Origin of the sequence: Nocardioides rotundus (assembly GCF_019931675.1) — a bacterium.
Taxonomy (GTDB): domain Bacteria; phylum Actinomycetota; class Actinomycetes; order Propionibacteriales; family Nocardioidaceae; genus Nocardioides; species Nocardioides rotundus.
Map to the genome: position 1 here is coordinate 1,097,623 of NZ_CP082922.1, position 20,224 is coordinate 1,117,846.

The 20,224-nt window shown below is 71.4% G+C and carries 22 protein-coding genes and 1 riboswitch; of the genes, 12 read left to right on the forward strand and 10 right to left on the reverse strand.

Annotation, left to right across the window (positions count from 1 at the left end):
- Nucleotides 1-63: 63 nt before the first annotated feature.
- A complete protein-coding gene (gene erpA / locus K8W59_RS05445; RefSeq protein ID WP_223397802.1) occupies nucleotides 64-417 on the forward strand; it encodes an iron-sulfur cluster insertion protein ErpA in 354 nt (117 codons plus the stop codon).
- A 225-nt stretch (nucleotides 418-642) separates the two neighbouring features.
- On the opposite strand, the gene K8W59_RS05450 is transcribed toward erpA, so the two are convergent.
- Nucleotides 643-873 carry a hypothetical protein gene (locus K8W59_RS05450; protein ID WP_223397803.1) on the reverse strand — a complete coding sequence of 77 codons (231 nt, stop codon included), beginning with the start codon at nucleotides 871-873 and terminating at the stop codon, nucleotides 643-645.
- Nucleotides 874-936: 63 nt separating this feature from the next.
- Here K8W59_RS05450 and K8W59_RS05455 point away from each other — a divergent pair, with 63 nt between their 5' ends.
- Nucleotides 937-1,911: a carbohydrate kinase family protein gene (locus tag K8W59_RS05455; RefSeq protein WP_223397804.1), complete on the forward strand. Its 975-nt coding sequence runs from the start codon at nucleotides 937-939 to the stop codon at nucleotides 1,909-1,911.
- Nucleotides 1,912-1,921: 10 nt separating this feature from the next.
- On the opposite strand, the gene K8W59_RS05460 is transcribed toward K8W59_RS05455, so the two are convergent.
- Both K8W59_RS05460 and K8W59_RS05465 read right to left on the reverse strand, forming a co-directional pair.
- Nucleotides 1,922-2,155, reverse strand: coding sequence for a sulfurtransferase TusA family protein (locus K8W59_RS05460; RefSeq protein WP_223397805.1), 234 nt, complete (start codon nucleotides 2,153-2,155; stop codon nucleotides 1,922-1,924).
- Nucleotides 2,152-3,291: a cysteine desulfurase family protein gene (locus K8W59_RS05465; RefSeq protein WP_223397806.1), complete on the reverse strand. Its 1,140-nt coding sequence runs from the start codon at nucleotides 3,289-3,291 to the stop codon at nucleotides 2,152-2,154. Before K8W59_RS05465 ends, K8W59_RS05460 begins: the two co-directional genes overlap by 4 nt.
- A 199-nt stretch (nucleotides 3,292-3,490) precedes the next feature.
- Here K8W59_RS05465 and ctaC point away from each other — a divergent pair, with 199 nt between their 5' ends.
- The 4 genes from ctaC (at nucleotide 3,491) to K8W59_RS05485 (ending at nucleotide 7,871) form a co-directional block, all read left to right on the forward strand.
- Nucleotides 3,491-4,315 carry an aa3-type cytochrome oxidase subunit II gene (gene ctaC / locus K8W59_RS05470; RefSeq protein WP_223397807.1) on the forward strand — a complete coding sequence of 275 codons (825 nt, stop codon included), beginning with the start codon at nucleotides 3,491-3,493 and terminating at the stop codon, nucleotides 4,313-4,315.
- The gene (gene ctaD, locus K8W59_RS05475; protein WP_223397808.1) at nucleotides 4,312-6,081 is read left to right on the forward strand and encodes an aa3-type cytochrome oxidase subunit I; all 1,770 of its coding nucleotides are present in this window, start codon (nucleotides 4,312-4,314) and stop codon (nucleotides 6,079-6,081) included. The genes ctaC and ctaD overlap by 4 nt, the downstream gene beginning before the upstream one ends.
- The gene (locus tag K8W59_RS05480; RefSeq protein ID WP_223397809.1) at nucleotides 6,078-6,500 is read left to right on the forward strand and encodes a cytochrome c oxidase subunit 4; all 423 of its coding nucleotides are present in this window, start codon (nucleotides 6,078-6,080) and stop codon (nucleotides 6,498-6,500) included. Before ctaD ends, K8W59_RS05480 begins: the two co-directional genes overlap by 4 nt.
- A 162-nt stretch (nucleotides 6,501-6,662) precedes the next feature.
- On the forward strand, nucleotides 6,663-7,871 hold the full coding sequence (locus K8W59_RS05485) for a L,D-transpeptidase (protein WP_223397810.1): 1,209 nt from the start codon (nucleotides 6,663-6,665) through the stop codon (nucleotides 7,869-7,871).
- A gap of 408 nt (nucleotides 7,872-8,279) precedes the next feature.
- On the opposite strand, the gene qcrB is transcribed toward K8W59_RS05485, so the two are convergent.
- The 4 genes from qcrB to ctaE are packed head-to-tail and all read right to left on the reverse strand — an operon-like array spanning nucleotide 8,280 to nucleotide 12,602.
- Nucleotides 8,280-10,028: a cytochrome bc1 complex cytochrome b subunit gene (gene qcrB, locus K8W59_RS05490; RefSeq protein WP_223397811.1), complete on the reverse strand. Its 1,749-nt coding sequence runs from the start codon at nucleotides 10,026-10,028 to the stop codon at nucleotides 8,280-8,282.
- Nucleotides 10,025-11,095, reverse strand: coding sequence for a cytochrome bc1 complex Rieske iron-sulfur subunit (gene qcrA / locus K8W59_RS05495; RefSeq protein ID WP_223397813.1), 1,071 nt, complete (start codon nucleotides 11,093-11,095; stop codon nucleotides 10,025-10,027). Before qcrA ends, qcrB begins: the two co-directional genes overlap by 4 nt.
- Entirely contained in the window at nucleotides 11,092-11,967 is an 876-nt protein-coding gene (gene qcrC, locus K8W59_RS05500) for a cytochrome bc1 complex diheme cytochrome c subunit (RefSeq protein WP_397195948.1), read from the reverse strand. Before qcrC ends, qcrA begins: the two co-directional genes overlap by 4 nt.
- 26 nt (nucleotides 11,968-11,993) lie before the next feature.
- Complete coding sequence (ctaE, locus tag K8W59_RS05505) at nucleotides 11,994-12,602, reverse strand: aa3-type cytochrome oxidase subunit III (RefSeq protein WP_223397814.1); 609 nt, start codon at nucleotides 12,600-12,602, stop codon at nucleotides 11,994-11,996.
- Nucleotides 12,603-12,748: 146 nt separating this feature from the next.
- Between ctaE and K8W59_RS05510 the strand changes: the two genes are divergently transcribed.
- Entirely contained in the window at nucleotides 12,749-13,165 is a 417-nt protein-coding gene (locus tag K8W59_RS05510) for an Rv3143 family two-component system response regulator (protein ID WP_223397815.1), read from the forward strand.
- A 22-nt stretch (nucleotides 13,166-13,187) separates the two neighbouring features.
- A complete protein-coding gene (trpD, locus tag K8W59_RS05515; protein ID WP_223397816.1) occupies nucleotides 13,188-14,219 on the forward strand; it encodes an anthranilate phosphoribosyltransferase in 1,032 nt (343 codons plus the stop codon).
- Nucleotides 14,220-14,240: 21 nt separating this feature from the next.
- Here the strand turns inward: trpD and K8W59_RS05520 are convergent, their stop codons facing one another.
- The 3 genes from K8W59_RS05520 to K8W59_RS05530 are packed head-to-tail and all read right to left on the reverse strand — an operon-like array spanning nucleotide 14,241 to nucleotide 16,954.
- Entirely contained in the window at nucleotides 14,241-14,873 is a 633-nt protein-coding gene (locus K8W59_RS05520; protein WP_223397817.1) for a YgjV family protein, read from the reverse strand.
- A 9-nt stretch (nucleotides 14,874-14,882) separates the two neighbouring features.
- A complete protein-coding gene (locus tag K8W59_RS05525; protein ID WP_223397818.1) occupies nucleotides 14,883-15,161 on the reverse strand; it encodes an Lrp/AsnC family transcriptional regulator in 279 nt (92 codons plus the stop codon).
- A gap of 17 nt (nucleotides 15,162-15,178) precedes the next feature.
- Nucleotides 15,179-16,954: a DEDD exonuclease domain-containing protein gene (locus K8W59_RS05530; protein ID WP_223397819.1), complete on the reverse strand. Its 1,776-nt coding sequence runs from the start codon at nucleotides 16,952-16,954 to the stop codon at nucleotides 15,179-15,181.
- 73 nt (nucleotides 16,955-17,027) lie between these two features.
- Here K8W59_RS05530 and K8W59_RS05535 point away from each other — a divergent pair, with 73 nt between their 5' ends.
- From K8W59_RS05535 to K8W59_RS05550, 4 genes are all read left to right on the forward strand, one after another.
- Entirely contained in the window at nucleotides 17,028-17,291 is a 264-nt protein-coding gene (locus tag K8W59_RS05535; RefSeq protein WP_223397820.1) for a hypothetical protein, read from the forward strand.
- 29 nt (nucleotides 17,292-17,320) lie between these two features.
- On the forward strand, nucleotides 17,321-18,565 hold the full coding sequence (locus K8W59_RS05540) for an NYN domain-containing protein (RefSeq protein WP_223397822.1): 1,245 nt from the start codon (nucleotides 17,321-17,323) through the stop codon (nucleotides 18,563-18,565).
- A 68-nt stretch (nucleotides 18,566-18,633) separates the two neighbouring features.
- Entirely contained in the window at nucleotides 18,634-18,840 is a 207-nt protein-coding gene (locus K8W59_RS05545; protein ID WP_223397823.1) for a hypothetical protein, read from the forward strand.
- 179 nt (nucleotides 18,841-19,019) lie between these two features.
- A riboswitch (cyclic di-AMP (ydaO/yuaA leader) is annotated at nucleotides 19,020-19,164 on the forward strand.
- Between the two features lie 28 nt (nucleotides 19,165-19,192).
- Nucleotides 19,193-20,209, forward strand: a complete 1,017-nt coding sequence (locus K8W59_RS05550; protein ID WP_223397824.1) for a C40 family peptidase — start codon at nucleotides 19,193-19,195, stop codon at nucleotides 20,207-20,209.
- The last annotated feature ends 15 nt before the right edge of the window (nucleotides 20,210-20,224 follow it).

Here is a 20,224-nt window from a genome sequence, read left to right on the forward strand (position 1 = left end):
AATAGCCAGGGGTGTGCGACCATTGAGACAACGGACGAGACCCCGACTCCTGGAGCAGATGAGATGACCGAGCAGGCCACCGAGCGTCGTACCGACCAGATCAACCTCAGCAGCGTGGCTGCCGCCAAGGTCCAGAGCCTCCTCGACCAGGAGGGCCGCGACGACCTGGCGCTGCGCATCTCCGTGCAGCCCGGCGGCTGCAGCGGCCTGCGCTACCAGCTGTTCTTCGACGAGCGCACCCTGGACGGCGACGTGACCACCGACTTCGACGGCGTGACCGTGGTCGTGGACCGGATGAGCGTCCCCTACCTCAACGGCGCGATGATCGACTTCGTCGACACCATCGAGAAGCAGGGCTTCACGATCGACAACCCCAACGCCACCGGCTCCTGCGCCTGCGGCGACTCCTTCCACTGAGTCTCACCGTCACCCGCGCACGCACGAGGGCCCCGGAGCACCGCTCCGGGGCCCTCGGCCCGTTCCGGGACCGGCTGACGGGGCGTCGTCGGGTCGAGGTGCGTGCACGAACCACGGAGTAAGTGACGGGCGCGCCGCCGCGGGCCGCGTAACGGCGGGCCAGCCCGCGACCGGGGGCGCGGGATACTGGGTGGTTCGTGCAGGCCTGGGGGGCGGCGGCCGCCCTCAGTCCAGGTGGAGGTGCAGCGCGTTGGCCAGGCGCGCGGCGGCCCGGTCCACGTTGATCTCCGGCTTGCGCACCTCGCGCGGGTAGTCCTCGAACCGGATGCTCGGCGAGGGGCCCACGGCCGCCTCGGCGGCGCGGTCCAGCCGGTCTCCGGCGGCCCGGCAGTCGGCGGTCATCTGCTCGGGATCGGACAGGTCGTCGTACGGCGCACCGGGCGTGTGAGGGGTCATGTCAGCGACGCTAGGGGCTACCGATTGGTATCCCCAGCAGTACCGAACAGTAGTGTTCGGCGCATGTCGTTGCTGATCGCCGGCTCCATCGCGACCGACCATCTGATGACCTTCCAGGGCCGGTTCGCCGACTCCCTCGTCGTGGAGCAGCTGGACAAGATCTCGCTGTCCTTCCTGGTCGACGGCCTGGAGATCCGCCGCGGCGGCGTCGCGCCGAACATCTGCTTCGGCCTGGGCATGCTCGGGCTGCGCCCGGTGCTGGTGGGCGCGGCGGGGGAGGACTTCGCCGACTACCGCTCCTGGCTGGAGCGGCACGGCGTCGACTGCGGCTCCGTGCACATCTCCAGCACCCAGCACACCGCCCGGTTCGTGTGCACGACCGACTCCTCGCAGGCCCAGTTCGCCTCCTTCTACGCCGGCGCCATGTCCGAGGCGCGCAACGTCGAGCTCGCGCCGATCGCGGCCCGGGTGGGGGAGCCGGACCTGGTGCTGGTCGGCGCCGACGACCCCGAGGCGATGCAGCGCCACACCGAGGAGTGCCGGCAGCGGGGGTACCCCTTCATCGCCGACCCGAGCCAGCAGCTGGCCTTCAGCCAGGGCGAGCCGATCCGCGGCCTGATCGACGGGGCGACGTACCTGTTCTCCAACGAGTACGAGTCGCACATGATCGAGCAGAAGACCGGCTGGTCGCCCGACGAGGTGCGCGCGCGGGTCGGCACCCAGGTCACGACCCTGGGCAAGGACGGCGTGCGGATCAGCGGGCGCGACCGGGAGACGCTGGAGATCCCCGCCGTGCCGGGCGTGCGCGCCGTCGAGCCGACCGGCGTGGGGGACGCCTTCCGCGCCGGCTTCCTCGCCGCGCTGCACTGGGGGGTCGACCTCGAGCAGGCCGCGCAGGTCGGGTGCACCCTGGCCGCCTACGTCGTGGAGACCGTCGGCACGCAGGAGTACACCTTCACCCGCGCCGGGTTCGTCGACCGGGTGCGCGAGGCGTACGGCGACGCCGCCGGCGACGCGATCGCGCCGCACCTGTCGTGAGGCGGCCTCGTCACGCCAGGCGCCGCACCAGATAGCGGGGTACGCCGTCCTCGGCGGGCTCCTCGCCGACGTACTCCTGCCCCCGCATCCGGCACCACGCCTGCACGTCCAGCCGCGCGGCCACGTCGGTGGCGGCCACGGCCACGACCTCGCCCACGCCGACCTCGCCGATCCGGCGGGCCAGCTCGATGATCGGCAGCGGGCACCGCTGGCCGCGGCAGTCCAGCTCCAGGGCGGGGGTCATCCCATGCCCACCCGGGAGCGGAGCTCGGCGACCACCCCGGGCAGCGTCGCCAGGAGCCGGTCGACCTCCTCCTCGGTGGTGTCGCGGCGCAGCGAGAGGCGCACGTTGCCGTGGGAGAGGGCGCCCATCGCCTCCAGCACATGGCTGGGCGTCAGGGTGGATGCGGTGCAGGCCGACCCGCTGGCCACGCCGAAGCCGAGCCGGTCCAACTCGGTGACCAGCGCCTCCCCGTCGACGTAGAGGCAGGAGAAGGTCACCAGGTGCGGCAGCCGCTCCTCCGGAGCCCCCACCACCTCCACGTCGGGGATCGTGGCCGCGACGGTCTCGCGGACCCGGGCGATGAGCGCGTGCTGGCGGCGCGCGACCTCGTCGGCCTCCGCCGTGACCGCCTGGAGCGCCGCCGCCGCGGACAGGGCTGCGGGGACGTTCTCGAAGCCGCTGGCCCGCTCGTCCCCTCGGTCGTCGGCCGGGAACGGGCTCTCCCAGCGGACGCCCTTGCGGACCACGAGGACCCCCGCCCCGGCGGGGCCGCCCCACTTGTGGGCCGACGCCGCGAGTGCCGACCACCCCTCCGGGAGCGCCAGCCGGCCCGCGGAGGCGCAGGCGTCGACGAACAGCGGGGCCTCGCCCAGGGCCGCCGCGATCTCGGCCACCGGCTGCACGGTGCCCACCTCGTGGTTGGCGTGCTGGACCGCGGCCACGGCCAGCGGGCCGGGCAGCTCCTCGGCCCGGGCGCCCGCCGACATGGGGTCGACCCGCCCGGTGCGGTCGACCGGCAGGGTGCCCAGCGGCACCCCCGCCCAGCGCAGCGCGTGGAAGACCGAGGAGTGCTCCACGGCGCTGACCAGCGACTGCCGCCCCACGCGCGAGCGCGCAGCCAGCAGCCCGAGCAGGCCGCGATGGACGGCGTCGGTGCCGGACGCGGTGAAGGTCACCTCGGCGGGACGGACCCCGAGGCACTCCGCGACCACGGCGCGGGCGTTGTCCAGCAGCAGCCGCGCGCTCCGGCCCGTGCCGTGCAGGCGGCGCGGGTCGCCGTACCCCTGGTCCAGGGCCGCCAGCAGGGTCTCTCTGGCCGCCGGGTGGAGCGGCTCGGAGGAGGCCGTGTCGAGGTACCCGCCGGTCAGGTTGGTCACACGCCGAACCTACCGGGCGACCCACCCCGACAACGGGGGCCCGGTTCGGATATCGTGAGTGTCTGCCATGTGCGATTCGCCGTGGAGCCAGGCTCGTCGAGAGAGAGGTCCCTACGTGGGTGTGCAGTTGTCGCGGCCTGCCGGGTCGTCGCGGCGCCGTCGCGCCGGATCGCCGCTGAAGCGAGTGGCCCTGGGCCTCGTGGCCGGTGCAGCCCTGCTGTTGGTCAGCGGCTGCTCGGCGGAGGACAAGTACCAGCTGACCCACTGGGCGATGCCCGAGGTGGACGCGACCGACCGCTCGGGCTACATCTACGAGCTGTGGAAGTGGGGCTGGGTCGCGGCCCTGGTCACCGGCGCGATCGTCTGGGCGCTGATGTTCTACGCGATGGCGCGCTACCGCCGTCGCAGCGACGACGAGATCCCGGTGCAGACGCGCTACAACCTGCCGCTGGAGATCTTCTACACCTTCGTGCCGATCGTGATGGTCGTGGTGTTCTTCGCCCACACCGTCAAGACGCAGAACGCCGTGCTCGAGCCGGTCGACAACCCCGACCACGTGGTCGAGGTCGTGGGCCAGCAGTGGTCCTGGACGTTCAACTACACCAACGAGGACGTCGCCAACGGCCGCAACGTCTACGAGTCCGGCACCGGCTCCTACGTCCCGACCCTGGTGCTGCCCGAGGGCGAGAGCGTGCAGTTCAACCTGCGCAGCCCCGACGTCATCCACTCCTTCTGGATCACCGGCTTCCTGATGAAGATGGACGTCATCCCGGGCAAGGTGAACCGGTTCTGGCTGACCCCGACCAAGCAGGGCACCTACCGCGGCAAGTGCGCCGAGCTCTGCGGCGTCTACCACTCGCGGATGCTCTTCAACGTCGAGGTGGTCAGCCCCGAGGAGTACGACCGCTACCTGCAGAAGCAGATCGACCGGGGCTTCGTCTCCGACGAGCCCGTGATCGGCAACGAGTTCACTACCACCCAACCGGGCCTGGAGTCCGGTGAGAACGAGGGAGGTCAGGAGTGACCGCCACCGCTTCCCCGACCGTGAGCGGCGCACCGGCCGGTGAGCCGCAGAAGAAGCTCGGCGAGAACGTCGTCCGGCTGCTGACGACCACCGATCACAAGCTGATCGGCAAGATGTACCTCACCACGTCGTTCATCTGGTTCCTGGTCGGCGGTGTGATGGCGCTGATCATGCGCTCCGAGCTGGCCTTCCCGGGCAACCAGGTGGTCAACGACGAGACCTACAACCAGCTGTTCACGATGCACGGCACGATCATGCTGCTGCTGTTCGCGACGCCGCTGTTCTTCGGCTTCGCCAACGTGATCATGCCGCTGCAGATCGGCGCCCCCGACGTCGCGTTCCCGCGGCTGAACATGCTGTCCTACTGGCTCTACCTGTTCGGCAGCATCATCGTGGTCTCGGGCTTCCTGACGCCCACCGGCGCCGCCGACTTCGGCTGGTTCGCCTACACCCCGCTCTCCGACGCCGTGCGGTCCCCGGGCCTGGGCGGCGACCTGTGGATCATGGGCCTGTGGCTCGCCGGCCTCGGCACGATCCTCGGTGGCGTCAACTTCATCACCACGATCATCTGCATGCGTGCGCCGGGCATGACCATGTTCCGGCTGCCGATCTTCGTGTGGAACACGCTGGTCACCAGCCTGCTGGTCATCATCATCTTCCCGATCCTGGCGGCGGCGCTGCTCGCGCTGGAGGCGGACCGGCAGTTCGGCGCCAACGTGTTCGACACCAGCCACGGCGGCCCGATCCTGTGGCAGCACCTGTTCTGGTTCTTCGGCCACCCCGAGGTCTACGTGATCGCGCTGCCGTTCTTCGGCATCGTCACCGAGATCATCCCGGTGTTCAGCCGCAAGCCGATCTTCGGGTACGTCGGCCTGGTCGGCGCCACGTTGGGCATCGCGATGCTGTCGGTCGCGGTCTGGGCGCACCACATGTTCGTCACCGGGTCGGTGGACCTCGCGTTCTTCTCCGGCATGACGTTCCTGATCGCCGTACCGACCGGCGTGAAGTTCTTCAACTGGATCGGCACGATGTGGGGCGGATCCCTGTCCTTCGACACGCCGATGCTGTGGACGATGGGCTTCTTGACCACGTTCCTCTTCGGCGGGCTGACCGGCGTCATCCTGGCCTCGCCGCCGCTGGACTTCCAGGTCTCGGACTCCTACTTCGTGGTCGCGCACTTCCACTACGTCGTCTTCGGCACCGTGGTGTTCGCGATGTTCGCCGGGTTCTACTTCTGGTGGCCCAAGATGACCGGCCGGATGCTCAACGAGCGACTGGGCAAGCTGCACTTCTGGCTGCTGTTCTTCGGCTTCCACCTGACCTTCCTGGTCCAGCACTGGCTGGGCGTCGAGGGCATGCCGCGGCGCTACGCCGACTACCTGCCCGAGGACGGCTTCACCACGCTGAACCAGATCTCCACCGTGGGCTCGTTCCTGCTGGCCTTCTCCACGCTGCCGTTCTTCTACAACGTGTGGCTGAGCCGGCAGACCCCGCCGGTCGGCGTGGACGACCCGTGGGGCTGGGGCCGCTCGCTGGAGTGGGCGACGTCCTCCCCGCCGCCGCGCCACAACTTCCACACCCTGCCGCGGATCCGCTCGGAGTCGCCCGCCTTCGACCTGCACCACCCGGAGATCGCCGCGATGGAGATGGAGCAGAACGACGCCGCGAGGGAGGGCACCGCCGACGCCCCGGACATGCAGGGCCGTGAGGACGTCGTCGGAGGCCCCAGCACCCGCCGTACCGACGAGGACGAGGAGACCCGATGAAGATCGAGACCTGGATCTTCGGCGCCACCACGCTCTTCTTCGTGATCGTGACGCCGGGCTACTGGTTCGCCACGTCGGCGAACCTGCCCGATGGCGGGGACTGGACGGGCACGACCGCCCTGTTCATGACCATGCTGCTGGTCGGGATGATCACCTTCTACCTCGGCTTCCACGCCAAGAAGATGGACGAGGTGCGTCCGGAGGACGACAAGGAGGCCGAGGTCGCCGACGGCGCCGGCGAGCTGGGGTTCTTCCCGCCGTACTCCTGGTGGCCGCTGTGGTGCGCTCTGACCCTGGCGTTCATGACGTACGGCGTCGCCATCGGCGCCTGGTGGCTGTTCATCATCGGCTCCGGCGTCGGGCTGATCACCCTGAGCGGCTGGGTCTTCGAGTACTACCGCGGCGAGCACGCGCACTGAGTCACCGGTCGCTGTGCCCGCTCTGAGAGCGGGTTCCGGCGTGACCGGACACACGTGGGCGTCGACCGGACGGGTCTGCGGCGTTCCGTTACCCTGAACGAGGCTCGTCTTCGTCGTGTGTGCCCGGCACACGGGCGGGCTCGTCGAGGGGGAGTCGTCGTCATGTTCGCTGAAGTCCGTGCGCGTCGGTGGGTCGCGGGCCTGGGGCTCGCCGCCCTGCCGCTGCTGGCCGCCTGCTCCGGTGCCGGCGCCCAGGACGGGCCCGGTGCTGACCGGCCCGCCGGCCAGGGCGCCTCGCCCTCCGCGGAGCCGGCGAAGGTCGAGCTGACCACCAACCTCGCGAAGCCGAGACAGGTGGCGGTCGACCAGGTCGTCGAGGTCGGCGCCCGCAACGGCACGCTCACCTCGGTGCAGGTGCGCACCGGCAAGGGCAGAAAGCTGGCCGGCGAGCTGGACGGCGAGACCTGGACCGCCACGGGCCGGCTCGAGCCGGGGACGACGTACCACGTCAAGGCGGTCGCCGAGCGCGGTGCCGACGGCCGCAGCATGCGCAGCGCCACCACGTTCCGCACCGCCGACCTGAGCCTGGACGAGCAGACCTACGCCTCGGTCGCCCCGCTGCAGGGCGAGACCGTCGGCGTCGGCATGCCCGTCGTGGTGTCCTTCGACATCCCGGTGCAGAACAAGAAGGCCTTCGAGAAGCACATGAGCGTCACCAGCAGCCCGCAGCAGAAGGGCTCCTGGCACTGGATGAGCGACACCGAGGCGCACTGGCGGCCGGCGAAGTACTGGCAGCCCGGCACCGACGTGAGCGTCGACGTCGACGTGAACTCGGTCCCCGCCGGCAACGGGATCTATGGCCAGGAGAGCCGGAAGGTCGACTTCACCGTCGGCGACGCGGTGATCTCCAAGGTCGACATGGCCAGCCACCAGATGAAGACCTTCATCAACGGCGAGCTGGCGAAGACCACGCCGATCACCACCGGCAAGCCCGGCTTCACCACGCGGTCGGGGGTGAAGGTGATCATGGAGAAGTTCGACTCCAAGCGGATGAACTCCGAGACCATCGGGATCGACCCCAGCAGCGCGGAGGGCTACGACCTCAACAACGTGCAGTGGGCCATGCGGGTCACCAGCTCGGGTGAGTTCCTGCACTCCGCCCCGTGGTCGGTCGGCTCCCAGGGCTATGCCAACGTCTCCCACGGCTGCACCGGCATGTCTCCGGAGAACGCCAAGTGGCTCTATGACCTCTCCAAGCGCGGCGACGTGGTGGAGTACACCGGCAGCGACCGGCCGATGACCGTGGACAACGGGTACGGCGACTGGAACCTGCCCTTCCAGGAGTACGCCGCGGGCTCCGCGCTCGGCTGACCCTCCGCGAGAGGGTGCCCGCCGTACGGGCCCGACCCTCAGCGTGCCGACTGGAGGTTGCCGAGCCACGTGATCGGGGTCGTGGCGGGTGGCTGGGCTACCTCTCATCGCGGGAGCGGGCCGTGCGGCTGTGGGGGCCGAGCTGATCGCCGTACCGGCCTTGACCTCCCGGGGCCTGGGGGCCGGCGCGGCTGATCGGTGGACCGTGTGGGTTCGGGGTCATCTGATGGCTTCAAACCCACACGGTCGGGTGTGGGGTGCGTCCGGCGACTCGGGCCTGACCCTCCGGGCGCCGACTGGAGGTAGCCGAGCCACACGTCCGCGCTCGGGGCGGGAGAGGACGCCGGAAATGCCGGAGGCCCGCCCGGTCGCGGGGACCGGGCGGGCCTCAGGTGGAGCGCGAGAGCCTCAGTGCCGCAGGGGCTCGTCGTCGGTGTTGCGCAGCGAGTGGTCGTCGAACTCGTGACCACGGGCCGGGTGGTCGAGCCCGGACTGGAGCTCGGCCTCGTGCTCAGCGTGGTGCCGGGCCTCCTCGAGCTCGGCCCGCGTGGGCTTCTGCACGTTGTGGCCGAACATCCACTGCGACAACTTCGCCCGGACCCGCTGGGCGCGGGTGTCGGGAGCGGCCACACCGTTCTCGTCGGTGCCGGCCCCGATCTCCAGCACCTGGTCGCGGTCCCGCGCGGTGAGGGTGTAGGCCCGCTCCTCGCTGATCGGCAGGTGCCGCTCGGAGTAGGCGCCCTCGGGGGACCGCATGATGATGCCGGTCTCATACCCGTGCTCCAGCAGGTCGCGGTCGTGCCGCTGCAGCGAGATGCACCACCGGCGTACGGCGATGAACGCCATCACCGGCAGGACGAAGACCGCCACCCGCATGAAGTAGGTGATGTGGTTGAGGTTGAGGTTCAGCTGGGTGGCGAGGATGTCGTTGCCGCCGGCCATCCACAGCAGGCCGTACAGCGTCATCATCGCGACCAGGAACCCGGTGCGCGTAGGGGCGTTGCGGGGACGCTGGAGCAGGTGGTGCTCCCGCTTGTCACCGGTCACCCACGCCTCCAGGAACGGCCAGGCCAAGAACACGCCGAACATCACGACCGGGAAGATCTGACCAGGGATCAGGATGTTCCAGGAGATGGTGACGCCGAAGATGTGCGTCTCCCAGCCCGGCATGATCCGCAGCAGGCCCTCCGCGATGCCCATGTACCAGTCCGGCTGCGAGCCGGCGGTCACCTTCGACGGGTCGTAGGGGCCGTACTTCCACACCGGGTTGATCGACATCAGGCCGCCCATCAGCGCGGTGATGCCGAAGATGATGAAGAAGAAGCCGCCCGCCTTCGCGGCGTAGACCGGGAGCAGCGGGAAGCCGACCACGTTCTTCTCGGTGCGGCCGGGGCCGGGCCACTGGGTGTGCTTGTGGTAGACGAGCAACAGCATGTGCGCGGTGATCAGCGCGAGCAGCAGGCCCGGGATCAGCAGCACGTGTGCGGTGTAGAGCCGGGGGATGATCGACTCGCCGGGGAACTCGCCGTCGAACATGAAGAACGACATGTACGAGCCGACCACCGGGGTCGCCTTCACCAGCCCGTCGGCGATCCGCAGGCCGGTGCCGGACAGCAGGTCGTCGGGCAGGGAGTAGCCGGCGAAGCCCTCCAGGATGCCCAGGAGGAGCAGCAGGCCGCCGATGACCCAGTTGAGCTCACGCGGCTTGCGGAACGCGCCGGTGGCGAAGACCCGGATCATGTGCACGAACATCGCGGCGATGAACAGCATCGCGGCCCAGTGGTGCATCTGGCGCATCAGCAAACCGCCGCGGATGTCGAAGGACAGCCGCAGGGTCGAGGCGTAGGCCTCGGACATGTGCACGCCGCGCAGCTGGTCGTAGCTGCCCTGGTACTCGATCTCGCCCATGCTCGGCACGAACCACAGCGTGAGGAAGACACCGGTCAGCAGCAGGACCACGAAGCTCCACAGGGCGATCTCGCCCAGCATGAAGGACCAGTGGTCGGGGAAGACCTTGCGCAGCTGCTTCTTCATCGCCGTGCCCAGGCCCAGGCGCTCGTCGGCCCAGTTGGCGACCGCGCCCGCCTTGCCCGGCGGGGAGGCCGTGGCCGCGGAGTCGCGGTTGCTGCGGGCGACCTTGCTCGTGTCGATGCTCATTGCGAGTCACGCTCCCAGAAGCTGGGTCCTACCGGTTCACGGAAGTCGCTCTGGGCGACCAGGTAGCCCTCGTCGTCGATCGAGATGGGCAGCTGCGGAAGCGCCCGGGCCGCCGGTCCGAACACGACCTTCCCCTTGTCGGCCAGGTCGAAGGTCGACTGGTGGCACGGGCAGAGCAGGTTGTGGGTGGTCCGCTCGTAGAGCGAGATCGGGCAGCCCACGTGAGTGCACACCTTGGAGTAGACGACGACGCCGTCGACCGCCCAGTTGCGGGTGGCCTCGGACATGTCCTCGGGCTCCATGCGTACGACGATCACGGCGGCCTTGGACTTCATCACCAGGACCTCGTGGCCGGACACCTCGGGGTAGCCGTTCTCCTCGGTGGGGTACATCGCCTCGGGCTCGGCGTTCACCAGGTCGCCGACCTGGAGGCCGGCGGCCAGGATCGGGGTGCCGACGGCGTCGCGGACCACGCGCATCCCCTTGCGCCACACGGTCTTCTCCAGGCCGCCGTACTCCTCCTCGACCTCCTCGGAGAAGGGGAGCGGGCCGAGGTCGCGCAGCATGATGATCGGGGTGATGCTGAACAGCCCGATGGCTCCGAGCATCGAGTAGAGGATCATCGGGCGCCGGCCCAGGCCGGCCTCGTCGGCGCCGGCGGCCAGCGCCTTCAGCGACGTCTCGCGGTCCTCCGGCGGGGACGCAGCCGGGTGCCGCATCTCGACGATCTCCTGGTCGCCGACCAGCTTGCGGGCCCACTGGATGACGCCGATGCCGATGAAGAGCAGGCACAGGCCCATGAAGCCGCCCAGGGCGACGGTCGAGGCGCCCAGCCCCAGGACGGTGTCCCAGTTGTCGCCGATGTCGAGGGTGAAGTAGGAGACGACGAACAGGACCGCGCAGACCATCGAGGCCACGAAGAACGCGGTGACCTGCCGCTCGGCCCGCTTCTCGGCCTTCTCGTCGACGTCGGTGGGGCGCCACTGGTGCTCGGGTAGCCCCGGATCGGCGATCGGGTCCGCCTCCAGCTCCGAGGAGGACTCGGAGCGGTGATCGAGAGTGCTCACGCGCTCACCTTCTTCTTCTTGCTGGAGCGGGTCGTGTGCGCCGCGATCCACACCGCGAACGCGATGGCGCCGCCGATGCCGACCACCCAGGCGAACATACCCTCACTGACCGGGCCGAGGCCGCCGAGCTGGAAGCCGCCGTAGCCGGGGTTGTTGCCGATGGACTTCAGGTAGGCGACGACGTCGCGCTTCTCCTCCGGCGTCAGGTTGCCGTTGGAGAAGGACGGCATGTTCGACGGGCCGGTCAGCATCGCCTCGTAGATGTACTTCGCCTCGGTGTTGCGCAGACTCGGCGCCTCACCGCCCTGTGGCATCGCGCCGCCGGAGCCCTCGAAGTTGTGACAGGCCGAGCAGTTGGACAAGAAGATCTCCCCGCCACGGGTGATCGCCTCCTGCCGCTCGGAGTCGGTGAGGTCGGTCGGCAGCGTGTACTCCGTCTCGTCGGGTACGGCGGGGCCGGGGCCGAGCGAGGCGACGTACGCCGCCAGGGCGTCGATCTCCTCCTGGGTGTAGACGACCCGCTTCGCCGGGGCCTGCGCGCCCGGCTGGGCCATCGGCATCCGCCCGGTGCCGACCTGGAAGTCGACCGCGGCGGCGCCCACGCCGACCAGCGAGGGGCCGAGCTGCTTGCCGTTGACCGTCGGCACGCCCTCGCCGTTCTGGCCGTGGCAGAACGAGCAGCCCACCAAGAACAGCTCGCGGCCCTTGGCCACCTGCTCGGTGTCGGAGGGGGTGTTCTTCGCCTGGCTCGGCGAGATCAGCGTGGCCAGGCCGCCCATGGTCAGCAGACCGAGCAGGAGCACCACCAGGCCGGCGGCCGTGCTGCGCCGGTGACGGGAGATCTGTCCGGCGGTTCGGTTCAGGAAACGCACCTTGTTGCCTCTCGGGGGTCGGGAGCTCACTGGATGAGGTAGATCGTGGCGAAGAGCCCGACCCACACGACGTCGACGAAGTGCCAGTAGTAGGACACCACGATCGCCGTCACGGCCTGCTCGTGGGTGAAGCGCTTGGCCAGGTAGGTCCGGCCGAGCACGAAGAGGAAGGCGATCAGGCCGCCCGTCACGTGGATCCCGTGGAAGCCGGTGGCCAGGTAGAACATGGAGCCGTAGGCCGAGCTGGACAGGGTCAGGCCCTCGTGCACCAGCTCGACGTACTCGAACGCCTGGCCGCCGATGAAGATGGCGCCCATGACGTAGGTGATGATGAACCAGCGGCGCAGCCCCTTCACGTCCCCGCGCTCGGCGGCGAACACGCCCATCTGACAGGTCACCGAGGACAGCACCAGGATGACGGTGTTGGCGGTGGCGAAGGGCACGTTGAGGAGCTCGGTCTCCTGCGCCCACAGCTCCGGGCTCACCGACCGGATGGTGAAGTAGGCGGCGAACAGGGCGGCGAAGAACATCAGCTCGCTGGAGAGCCAGATGATCGTGCCGACGCTGACCATGCTCGGCCGGTCGTGATGACCGTGGAGCCGGGAGGCGGGGATCGAGGACGCAGTGGTTGCCACGCACCGGATTATGCCGGTTCCCGAGGCAGAGAGCACCCCGACCCCCTGATGGGCCGTGGTCAGATGGTTCACACCGCGTCCGGTACGGCGCCGCGCGTCCGCACGCACCGCTCCGGGCGGCGCGCGCGACCGCTACGATCGCTCCCGTGACTGACCAGAAGGCCGCCCCGCTGAAGGTGCTCGTCTACAGCGACGACGTCAACACGCGCCAGCAGGTGATCCTGGCGCTGGGCCGCCGGCCGCACCCGGACCTGCCCGAGGTGGAGTACGTCGAGGTGGCCACCGAGCCGGTCGTCATCCAGAACATGGACGCCGGCGGCATCGACCTGGCGATCCTGGACGGCGAGGCCGTTCCCGCGGGCGGCATGGGCATCGCCAAGCAGCTCAAGGACGAGATCTACGACTGCCCGCCGATCCTGGTGCTCACCGGCCGTCCCCAAGACGACTGGCTGGCCACCTGGTCGCGGGCCGAGGCGGCGGTGCCGCACCCGCTCGACCCGCTGGCCCTCGCCGAGGCGGTCACCGGCCTGCTGCGCCGGCAGTCGCCCGCGCGCAGCTCGTGAGGGCCCTCGGACGGGGCACGCCATGAGCCGGCACACCTGGCCCGACGTCCTCAGCACCCTGGTCGCAGGACAGGACCTGTCCGCGGACGAGGCCGCCTGGGCGATGGCGGAGGTCCTCGCGGGCAACGCCACGCCGGTGCAGGTGGCGGGCTTCGCGGTCGCATTGCGCGCCAAGGGGGAGACGGTCGCCGAGATCGGCGGCCTGGCCGACGCGATGCTGGACGCCGGCACGCCCCTCCCGGTCGAGGGGCGGGTGCTCGACATCGTCGGCACCGGCGGGGACCGGTCGATGTCGGTCAACATCTCCACCATGTCGGCGATCGTCGCCGCCGGCGCCGGCGCGCGGGTGGTCAAGCACGGCAACCGCTCGGCCTCGTCGAAGTCCGGCAGCGCCGACGTGCTGGAGGAGCTCGGCATCCAGCTGGACCTGCCGGCCCGGCGGGTCCGCGAGCTCGTGGACGAGGCCGGCATCACCTTCTGCTTCGCCGCGGCCTTCCACCCCGCGATGCGGCACGCCGCCGGCCCGCGGCGCGAGCTGGGCATCGCCACCTCGTTCAACCTGCTGGGCCCGCTGACCAACCCGGCCCGCCCCGCGGCCCAGGCGATCGGCTGCGCCGACCCGCGCACCGCCCCCATCATGGCCGGCGTGTTCGCCGGGCGCGGGGTGGACGCCTGGGTCTTCCGCGGCGACGACGGGCTCGACGAGCTCACCATCGCGACCACCTCCACGGTGTGGACCGTGCACGAGGGGCGGATCGAGGAGCAGGTGGTCGACCCGACCGACCTCGGGCTGCCCCGGGGGCGGGTGGAGGACCTGCGCGGCGGCGACCCGGCCTTCAACGCCGACGTCGCGCGGCGGCTGCTGGCCGGGGAGACCGGGCCGGTGCGGGACGCCGTACTCCTCAACGCGGGAGCCGCCCTGGCGGTGTACGACGGCGGCGAGGGCACCCTGCAGGAGCGGCTGGGCGCGGGGATCGCCCGGGCCGCCGATGCGATCGACAGCGGTGCGGCCGCGGCCGCGCTCGAGCGCTGGGTGGCGGCCAGCAACCGCTGAGCCCGTCAGGGGGCCCGGCGCTCACGCCAGGTCCAGCACCCAGGCGTCCCCGGAGCGGCGGAAGCCCAGCCGGGCGTAGTAGGCGTCGACCATGCCCGGCGGCGTGACCACGCGGCGGAAGCCGGAGTCGCGGAGCAGCTGATGCTCGCGCCAGACGAACTCGCCGGGGGAGAAGTCACGGAAGCGCGGCGTGACCCAGTCCAGGACGACCCGGGCGGTGTCGCCGTCCGGGGTCACCAGCACGACACCGACGGTCTCGTCCCCGCGCTGGATCAGCCAGGCCTCGCCGTCCGTGCGCTGCCAGGCCGCCAGGTCCAGGTCCGGGTTGAAGCGCTCGATGTCGGCGCCGTGCACGGAGAGCACGTGCCAGAGGTAGACGTCGTCGGGGCGGACGCGGAGGGCGGTGTAGGCGCGGTCGTCATGCCGATCCCGGAGCAGCGAGACGATGAACCACAGGTTGATCAGGCTCAGCACCACGTTCATCACGACCATCGGCCAGATCCCGAGCATCGCGTTGAAGACGGTCAGGATCAGGCAGGCCAGCAGGTTGAGCACCCGCAGCCGGAAGACCCGCGGCTGCAGGATCGAGAAGACGAGCAGCGCACTGCCGCCCCAGCCCAGGAGATCCAGCCAGTGCTGCTGCAGCCACCCCATCGCCCGAGATCAGTCGAGACCGAGGGAGAAGGCCGACTCCAGGTCGTGGCGGGAGTAGGTGCGGAACGCGATGTGGGTCTCGGTCTCCAGCACGCCGTCGACCTTGTTGAGCCGGTCGGCCACCACGGCGGCGACATCCTCGTGCGCGCGGACGCGCACGAGCGCGATCAGATCGATCTGACCGGTGACGGAGTAGACCTCGCTCACGCCCTCCAGCGCCGCGATCGCCTCCGCGACCTCGGGGATGCGGGCGACGTCGGCGTTGACGAAGACGATGGCGGTGATCATGGCAGCACGGTAGCGGCTCAGCGGGTGGGCTGATGGACCGGCGAGAGCGAGCGTCGCTCGTCGAAGGGCACCAGGCTGAGCCGGGACTGGTGCACCGCGTCGTGCAGCGCGAGGTGCCGGGCGGCACCGCCCACCGGGCACACCCACTCGCCGTCGACGTCGACCAGCCGGACGCCGGGCTGCTCCAGCCAGCGCAGGATCCGCTCGCTCTCCTCCGCCGACGCGTTGGGCACCGGCCCCAGGCCGGGCAGGACGGTCTCCGCGCTGGCGACCAGCTCGGCGACGTAGGCGTGCGCGTCCCCGCCGCGGGGGATCACCCCGGCGGCCGCGAGCCGGCCGTGCCGCACCACGTGCACCGACCAGCGGCCGTCGTCCTCCCGGCGGGCGGCGACGATCTCGGCGCACCGGGTGAGGGCGCTGAGTCGCTGAGTCCGGGCGGCGGCGCGCACGAACGCGGCCAGCCGGTCGCGATGCACCCCGGCCTCCTCGAAGCGCTCGTCGCCGGCCAGGGCGTCCATCGGGGTCGAGATGGCGGTCACCACCTGGTCGGGGTCGCGCAGCAGCGCGTCGCGGAGCTGGCGCACCAGGAGGGAGTACGTCGTCTCGTCGGCGCTGCCGTCGCACGGGGAGAGGCAGCGGCCCATCTCCGCGAGCACGCACGGCGAGCGGGAGGGCTCCCGGGGCAGCCGCCCGGTGCACTGCCGCACGGGGAAGGTGTCGTGCAGGGCGGCCAGGCACCGCTCGGCGGCCTTCTTCGAGGCGAAGGGGCCGAGGTAGTCGGCGTCGTCGTCCAGCACCCGCCGCACCAGCGACAGGCGCGGCCACACCTCGCGGGTGAGCTTGAGGAAGTGCACCTTCTCCGGGAAGCGGGACCGCCGGTTGTAGCGCGGCTTGTGCTCGGCGATCAGCCGGAGCTCGCGCACCTCGGCCTCCAGCGGTGTGGCGCACTCGATGCCCGTGACCCGGGAGGCGATGCCGACCATCTCGCCGATCCGGGTGCGGGTCTCCGAGGCGGTGAAGTAGGACCGGACGCGGGTGCGCAGGTCGCGCGAGGTGCCGATGTAGAGGACCCGGTCGTCGTCGTCGCGGAAGAGGTAGACCCCCGGGGCGTGCGGGAGGGCCTCGGCCAGGTGCCGCTTGCGGCGCTGCTGCTGGCTGACCCGGGAGGAGAAGGTCTGCAGCTCCTCCAGCGTGTGCACGCCCAGCCCGCCGAGCCGCTCCATCATCCCGTGCAGCACGTCGACCGTGGCCCGGGCGTCGGCCAGTGCCCGGTGGTTGGGGGTGGTCGCCGAGCCGAACACGCGGGCCAGCGAGGAGAGCTTGCAGTTGGGGGTCTCGTCCCGGGTGACCACCCGGCGGGCGAGCCGCGCGGTGTCGAGCACCTCGAAGGCCGGCCAGGGGCGGCCCTGCTCGCGCGCGAAGTGCTGGAGGAAGCCGACGTCGAAGGGGGCGTTGTGGGCGACCAGGACCGTGCCGGCGGCGAACTCCAGGAACGCCGGGAGCGCGGAGTCGATACCGGGGGAGTCGGCCACCATCGAGTCGGTGATGCCGGTCAGCACCGCGATGAACGGGGGGATGCGGGTGTGGGGGTTGACCAGGGTCTGGAACTCGCCCAGCACCTCGCCGCCGCGCACCTTGACCGCGCCGATCTCGGTGATCATCGAGCCGGCGGAGGCCGAGCCGCCGGTGGTCTCCAGGTCGACCACGGTGAAGGTCACGTCGCGCAGCGGGCGGCCCAGCTCGTCGAACGAGCGCTGGGCCTCCCACTGCGTCGAGGCTGCTTCGGCGGTCATGGGAGCGACGCTAGGCGTGTCCACCGACAAAACCCGTCGGCCACGCGGCACGAGCCCCGTCTAGGCTGACCCGGTGACTCCCGCGATCCCCGACGCCACCCACCGCTGGCGCTGCAGCGGCTGTGGCAACCTCACCCGCTTCGACGTACGCCGCACCCGCCGGACCACCGAGTTCTGGCACTTCGACCTCGCCGGCGAGCCGGTGGTGGAGGAGACCGAGCTGCGGGAGGAGACCGTCGAGTCGGTCGCGTGCCGCTGGTGCGGACGCGACGACGCCGTCGAGCGGGTGCTGCGCAAGGACGTGGACGCCGCCGACGGTCCGCGCGCGACGGGCTAGGCCGGACGGCCATGGCCGAGGAGCCGGAGATGACTCTGACGCGGCTGCCCGGCGCGGTCCGCAGCAGGGTCCTGGCTCTGGCCGCGGGCGTGCTCCCCGACGTCGCCGACCCGCCGCCGGCCCTGCGCAAGGTGGCCGGCTTCGCGCCCGCGCGCCGCGCCCGGGCGGGCGCCGTACAGCTCACCTCCGCCCTCGAGGGCGACGACGACTTCCGCCGGCAGGTCGGGACGCTGGTGGAGGCGTCACTGCCCGCGGAGTCGACGGACACCGACCTGGCCGCGGCCCTCTGGCTGCGCCGGGAGTACGCCGACCTCGCGGCGGCCCTGGAGCGCCTGGGCCGCGACACCGGGACCGCCCGCGCGGCCGAGGCCGAGGTCGACCGCCTCCGGCGCCGGGTGGCGTCGCTGCAGGGGGAGAGCAGGGAGCTGCGCGAGGCCCAGCGGCAGCAGCTCGCGGGGCTGAAGGAGGAGAACGCCGACCTGCGCCGCAGGCTGGGGGCCACCCGGGCCGAGCTGCGTGCGGCCCGAGCCGCCGCGGAGGAGGCGACCGCGCGGGCGGAGGCCGCCGAGCAGGCGCGATCGTCGGTCTCGGGGGAGCGGGACGCCGAGGTACGGCGGCTGCGCGCCCGGGTCTCCGAGCTCCAGGCCGGCCTGGAGCGCGCCCGCGGCGAGTCTCGCGGCCAGCGGGAGGACGCCACGCTCCGGGCCCGCCTGCTCCTCGACACGCTGATCGACGCGGCGGCCGGCCTGCGGCGGGAGCTGGCCCTGCCCGTGGCGACCGGCTCGCCCGCGGCGCGGGTGGAGGAGGAGCTCGCCGCCCGCAGCGGGGCCCGCACCGCGGCCGCCCCGACCCGGCCCGGGGACTCCCGGGTGCTGGAGCAGGTGCTGGCCCTGCCGCGCGCGCGGCTGCTCGTCGACGGCTACAACGTCAGCCGCTCGGTGTGGGAGTCGTCCTCGCTGGAGGCGCAGCGGGCGCGCCTGGTGCGGGCCCTCGGCCCGCTCGTCGCCCGCACCGGAGCGGAGACCACCGTCGTCTTCGACGCCGCGCATGCCGAGGTCCGTCCGGTCGTCGCCGGTGCCCCGCGCGGGGTCACCGTGCTCTTCTCCCCGCCCGGTGTGCTCGCCGACGACGTGATCGGGGAGCTGGTCGACGCCGAGCCGCCCGGCCGGCCGGTCGTGGTGGTCAGCAGCGACCAGGAGGTGGCCGAGGCCGCCGTACGCTCCGGCGCGCGGGCCGTCGCCTCCGCCGCCCTGCTGGAGCTGCTCGGCGTCTGAGGCGGCTGTTTCGCCCGGCGTGTCGCGGTACGGCGGAAGTGTCGGCGGGCCCTGTCAGGGTGACGCCCATGACGACACGAATCGACTGTGACAGCTGTGCCGTGCGGGGTCCTGCGTGCCACGACTGCGTGGTCACGGTGCTGCTCGGGCCGCCGCCCGAGCTGACCTTCGACGAGGAGGAGCAGCAGGCGATCGACGCGCTCGCCGCCGGTGGCCTGGTGCCGCCGCTGCGGATGGTGACGCCGATGGCCGGCCCGGAGGTCGGGACTGCGTGAGAGATGAGGCGCGTGAGGCGAATGAGGCTCAAGGGGCGCCAGCGGCGTCCGGCTGACGGACGTGCGTCAGAACACCCCGCGACATTCCTGTGGAAACTTGGCGCGGCCTCGACGCGGCGGCTACTGTCCCGTGCTCAGGTGCTCGTGGGAGTGGACCACCCAGGTCCGCGCGGGCGCCGCGCCGAGTCCAGGCCGTCGGGGGGTGGCCAGGAGCCGGGGAACCACACCCCTGGGGTGAATCGCCTTCGAGGCGGCCGTTTGCGGCCGAGGAGGGGGCGTAGGGCACACGTCGAGCCCGAACCCGTCAGCTCACCCGGTAGGCGTCCGACGTACCGAGGGAGAACGCCCGCTCGTGAACCACGGCCGGAAGCGACTCATCACCCTGCTCAGCGGCACCGCCGTCCTCGCGACCGGAGTCGTCGTCGCCCAGCCCGCCATGGCGGAGCCGGACATCGACGACGTCCAGACGCGGGTGGACCGGCTCTACCGCGAGGCCGAGCAGGCCTCCGAGCGCTACAACACCCTGCAGATCCGCCTGGAGGACCTGCGCAAGGATCTGCGCACCCTGCGCGCCGACCAGCGCCGCCAGACCGCCAAGGTGCGGGCGGCGCAGGCCCAGGTCGAGGACTCGATCATCGCGCAATACCGCGGCGAGAACGTCGCCACGCTGGGCGAGGTCGTCGTCGCCGACGACCCCTCGGAGTTCCTGGGCGACCTGGACGCGATGTCCTCGGTGACCGACATCCAGGCCGAGCAGTACTCCGACTTCTCCAGCCAGCGCGACGCGCTCGCGATCCGCACCCGCGCCACCGACAGGCGGGTGGCCGACCTCGCGGAGGCCGAGAGCGAGGCGCGCAAGGAGAAGGAGACGATCTCCACCAAGCTGGACGAGGCCCAGGATCTGCTCGCCGACCTCGAGGCCGAGGAGCGGGCCCGGCTCGAGGCCGCCCAGCGCGAGGAAACCGTCTCGCGCAGCGCGCCCGCGGCGCCGGCCGAGCCCGAGCCGGCACCGGCCGCCTCCGGTGGCGCCGCGGCCGCGGTGCAGTACGCCATCGCCCAGGTCGGCGACACCTACGTCTACGGCGCCGCCGGCCCGAGCTCCTTCGACTGCTCGGGCCTGACCATGATGGCCTGGCAGGCCGGTGGCGTCAGCCTTCCGCACTCCTCCAGCGCGCAGATGGGCTCGGGCACCCCGGTCTCGCGGGACGACCTGCAGCCCGGCGACCTGGTCTTCTACTACAGCCCGGTGAGCCACGTCGGCATCTACATCGGCAACGGCCAGATCGTGCACGCGGCGAACCCGTCCACCGACGTCGCCTACGCGCCGGTCTTCTCCATGCCCTACTCCGGCGCGGTCCGTCCTGGCTGACCCCGCACGCTCCGA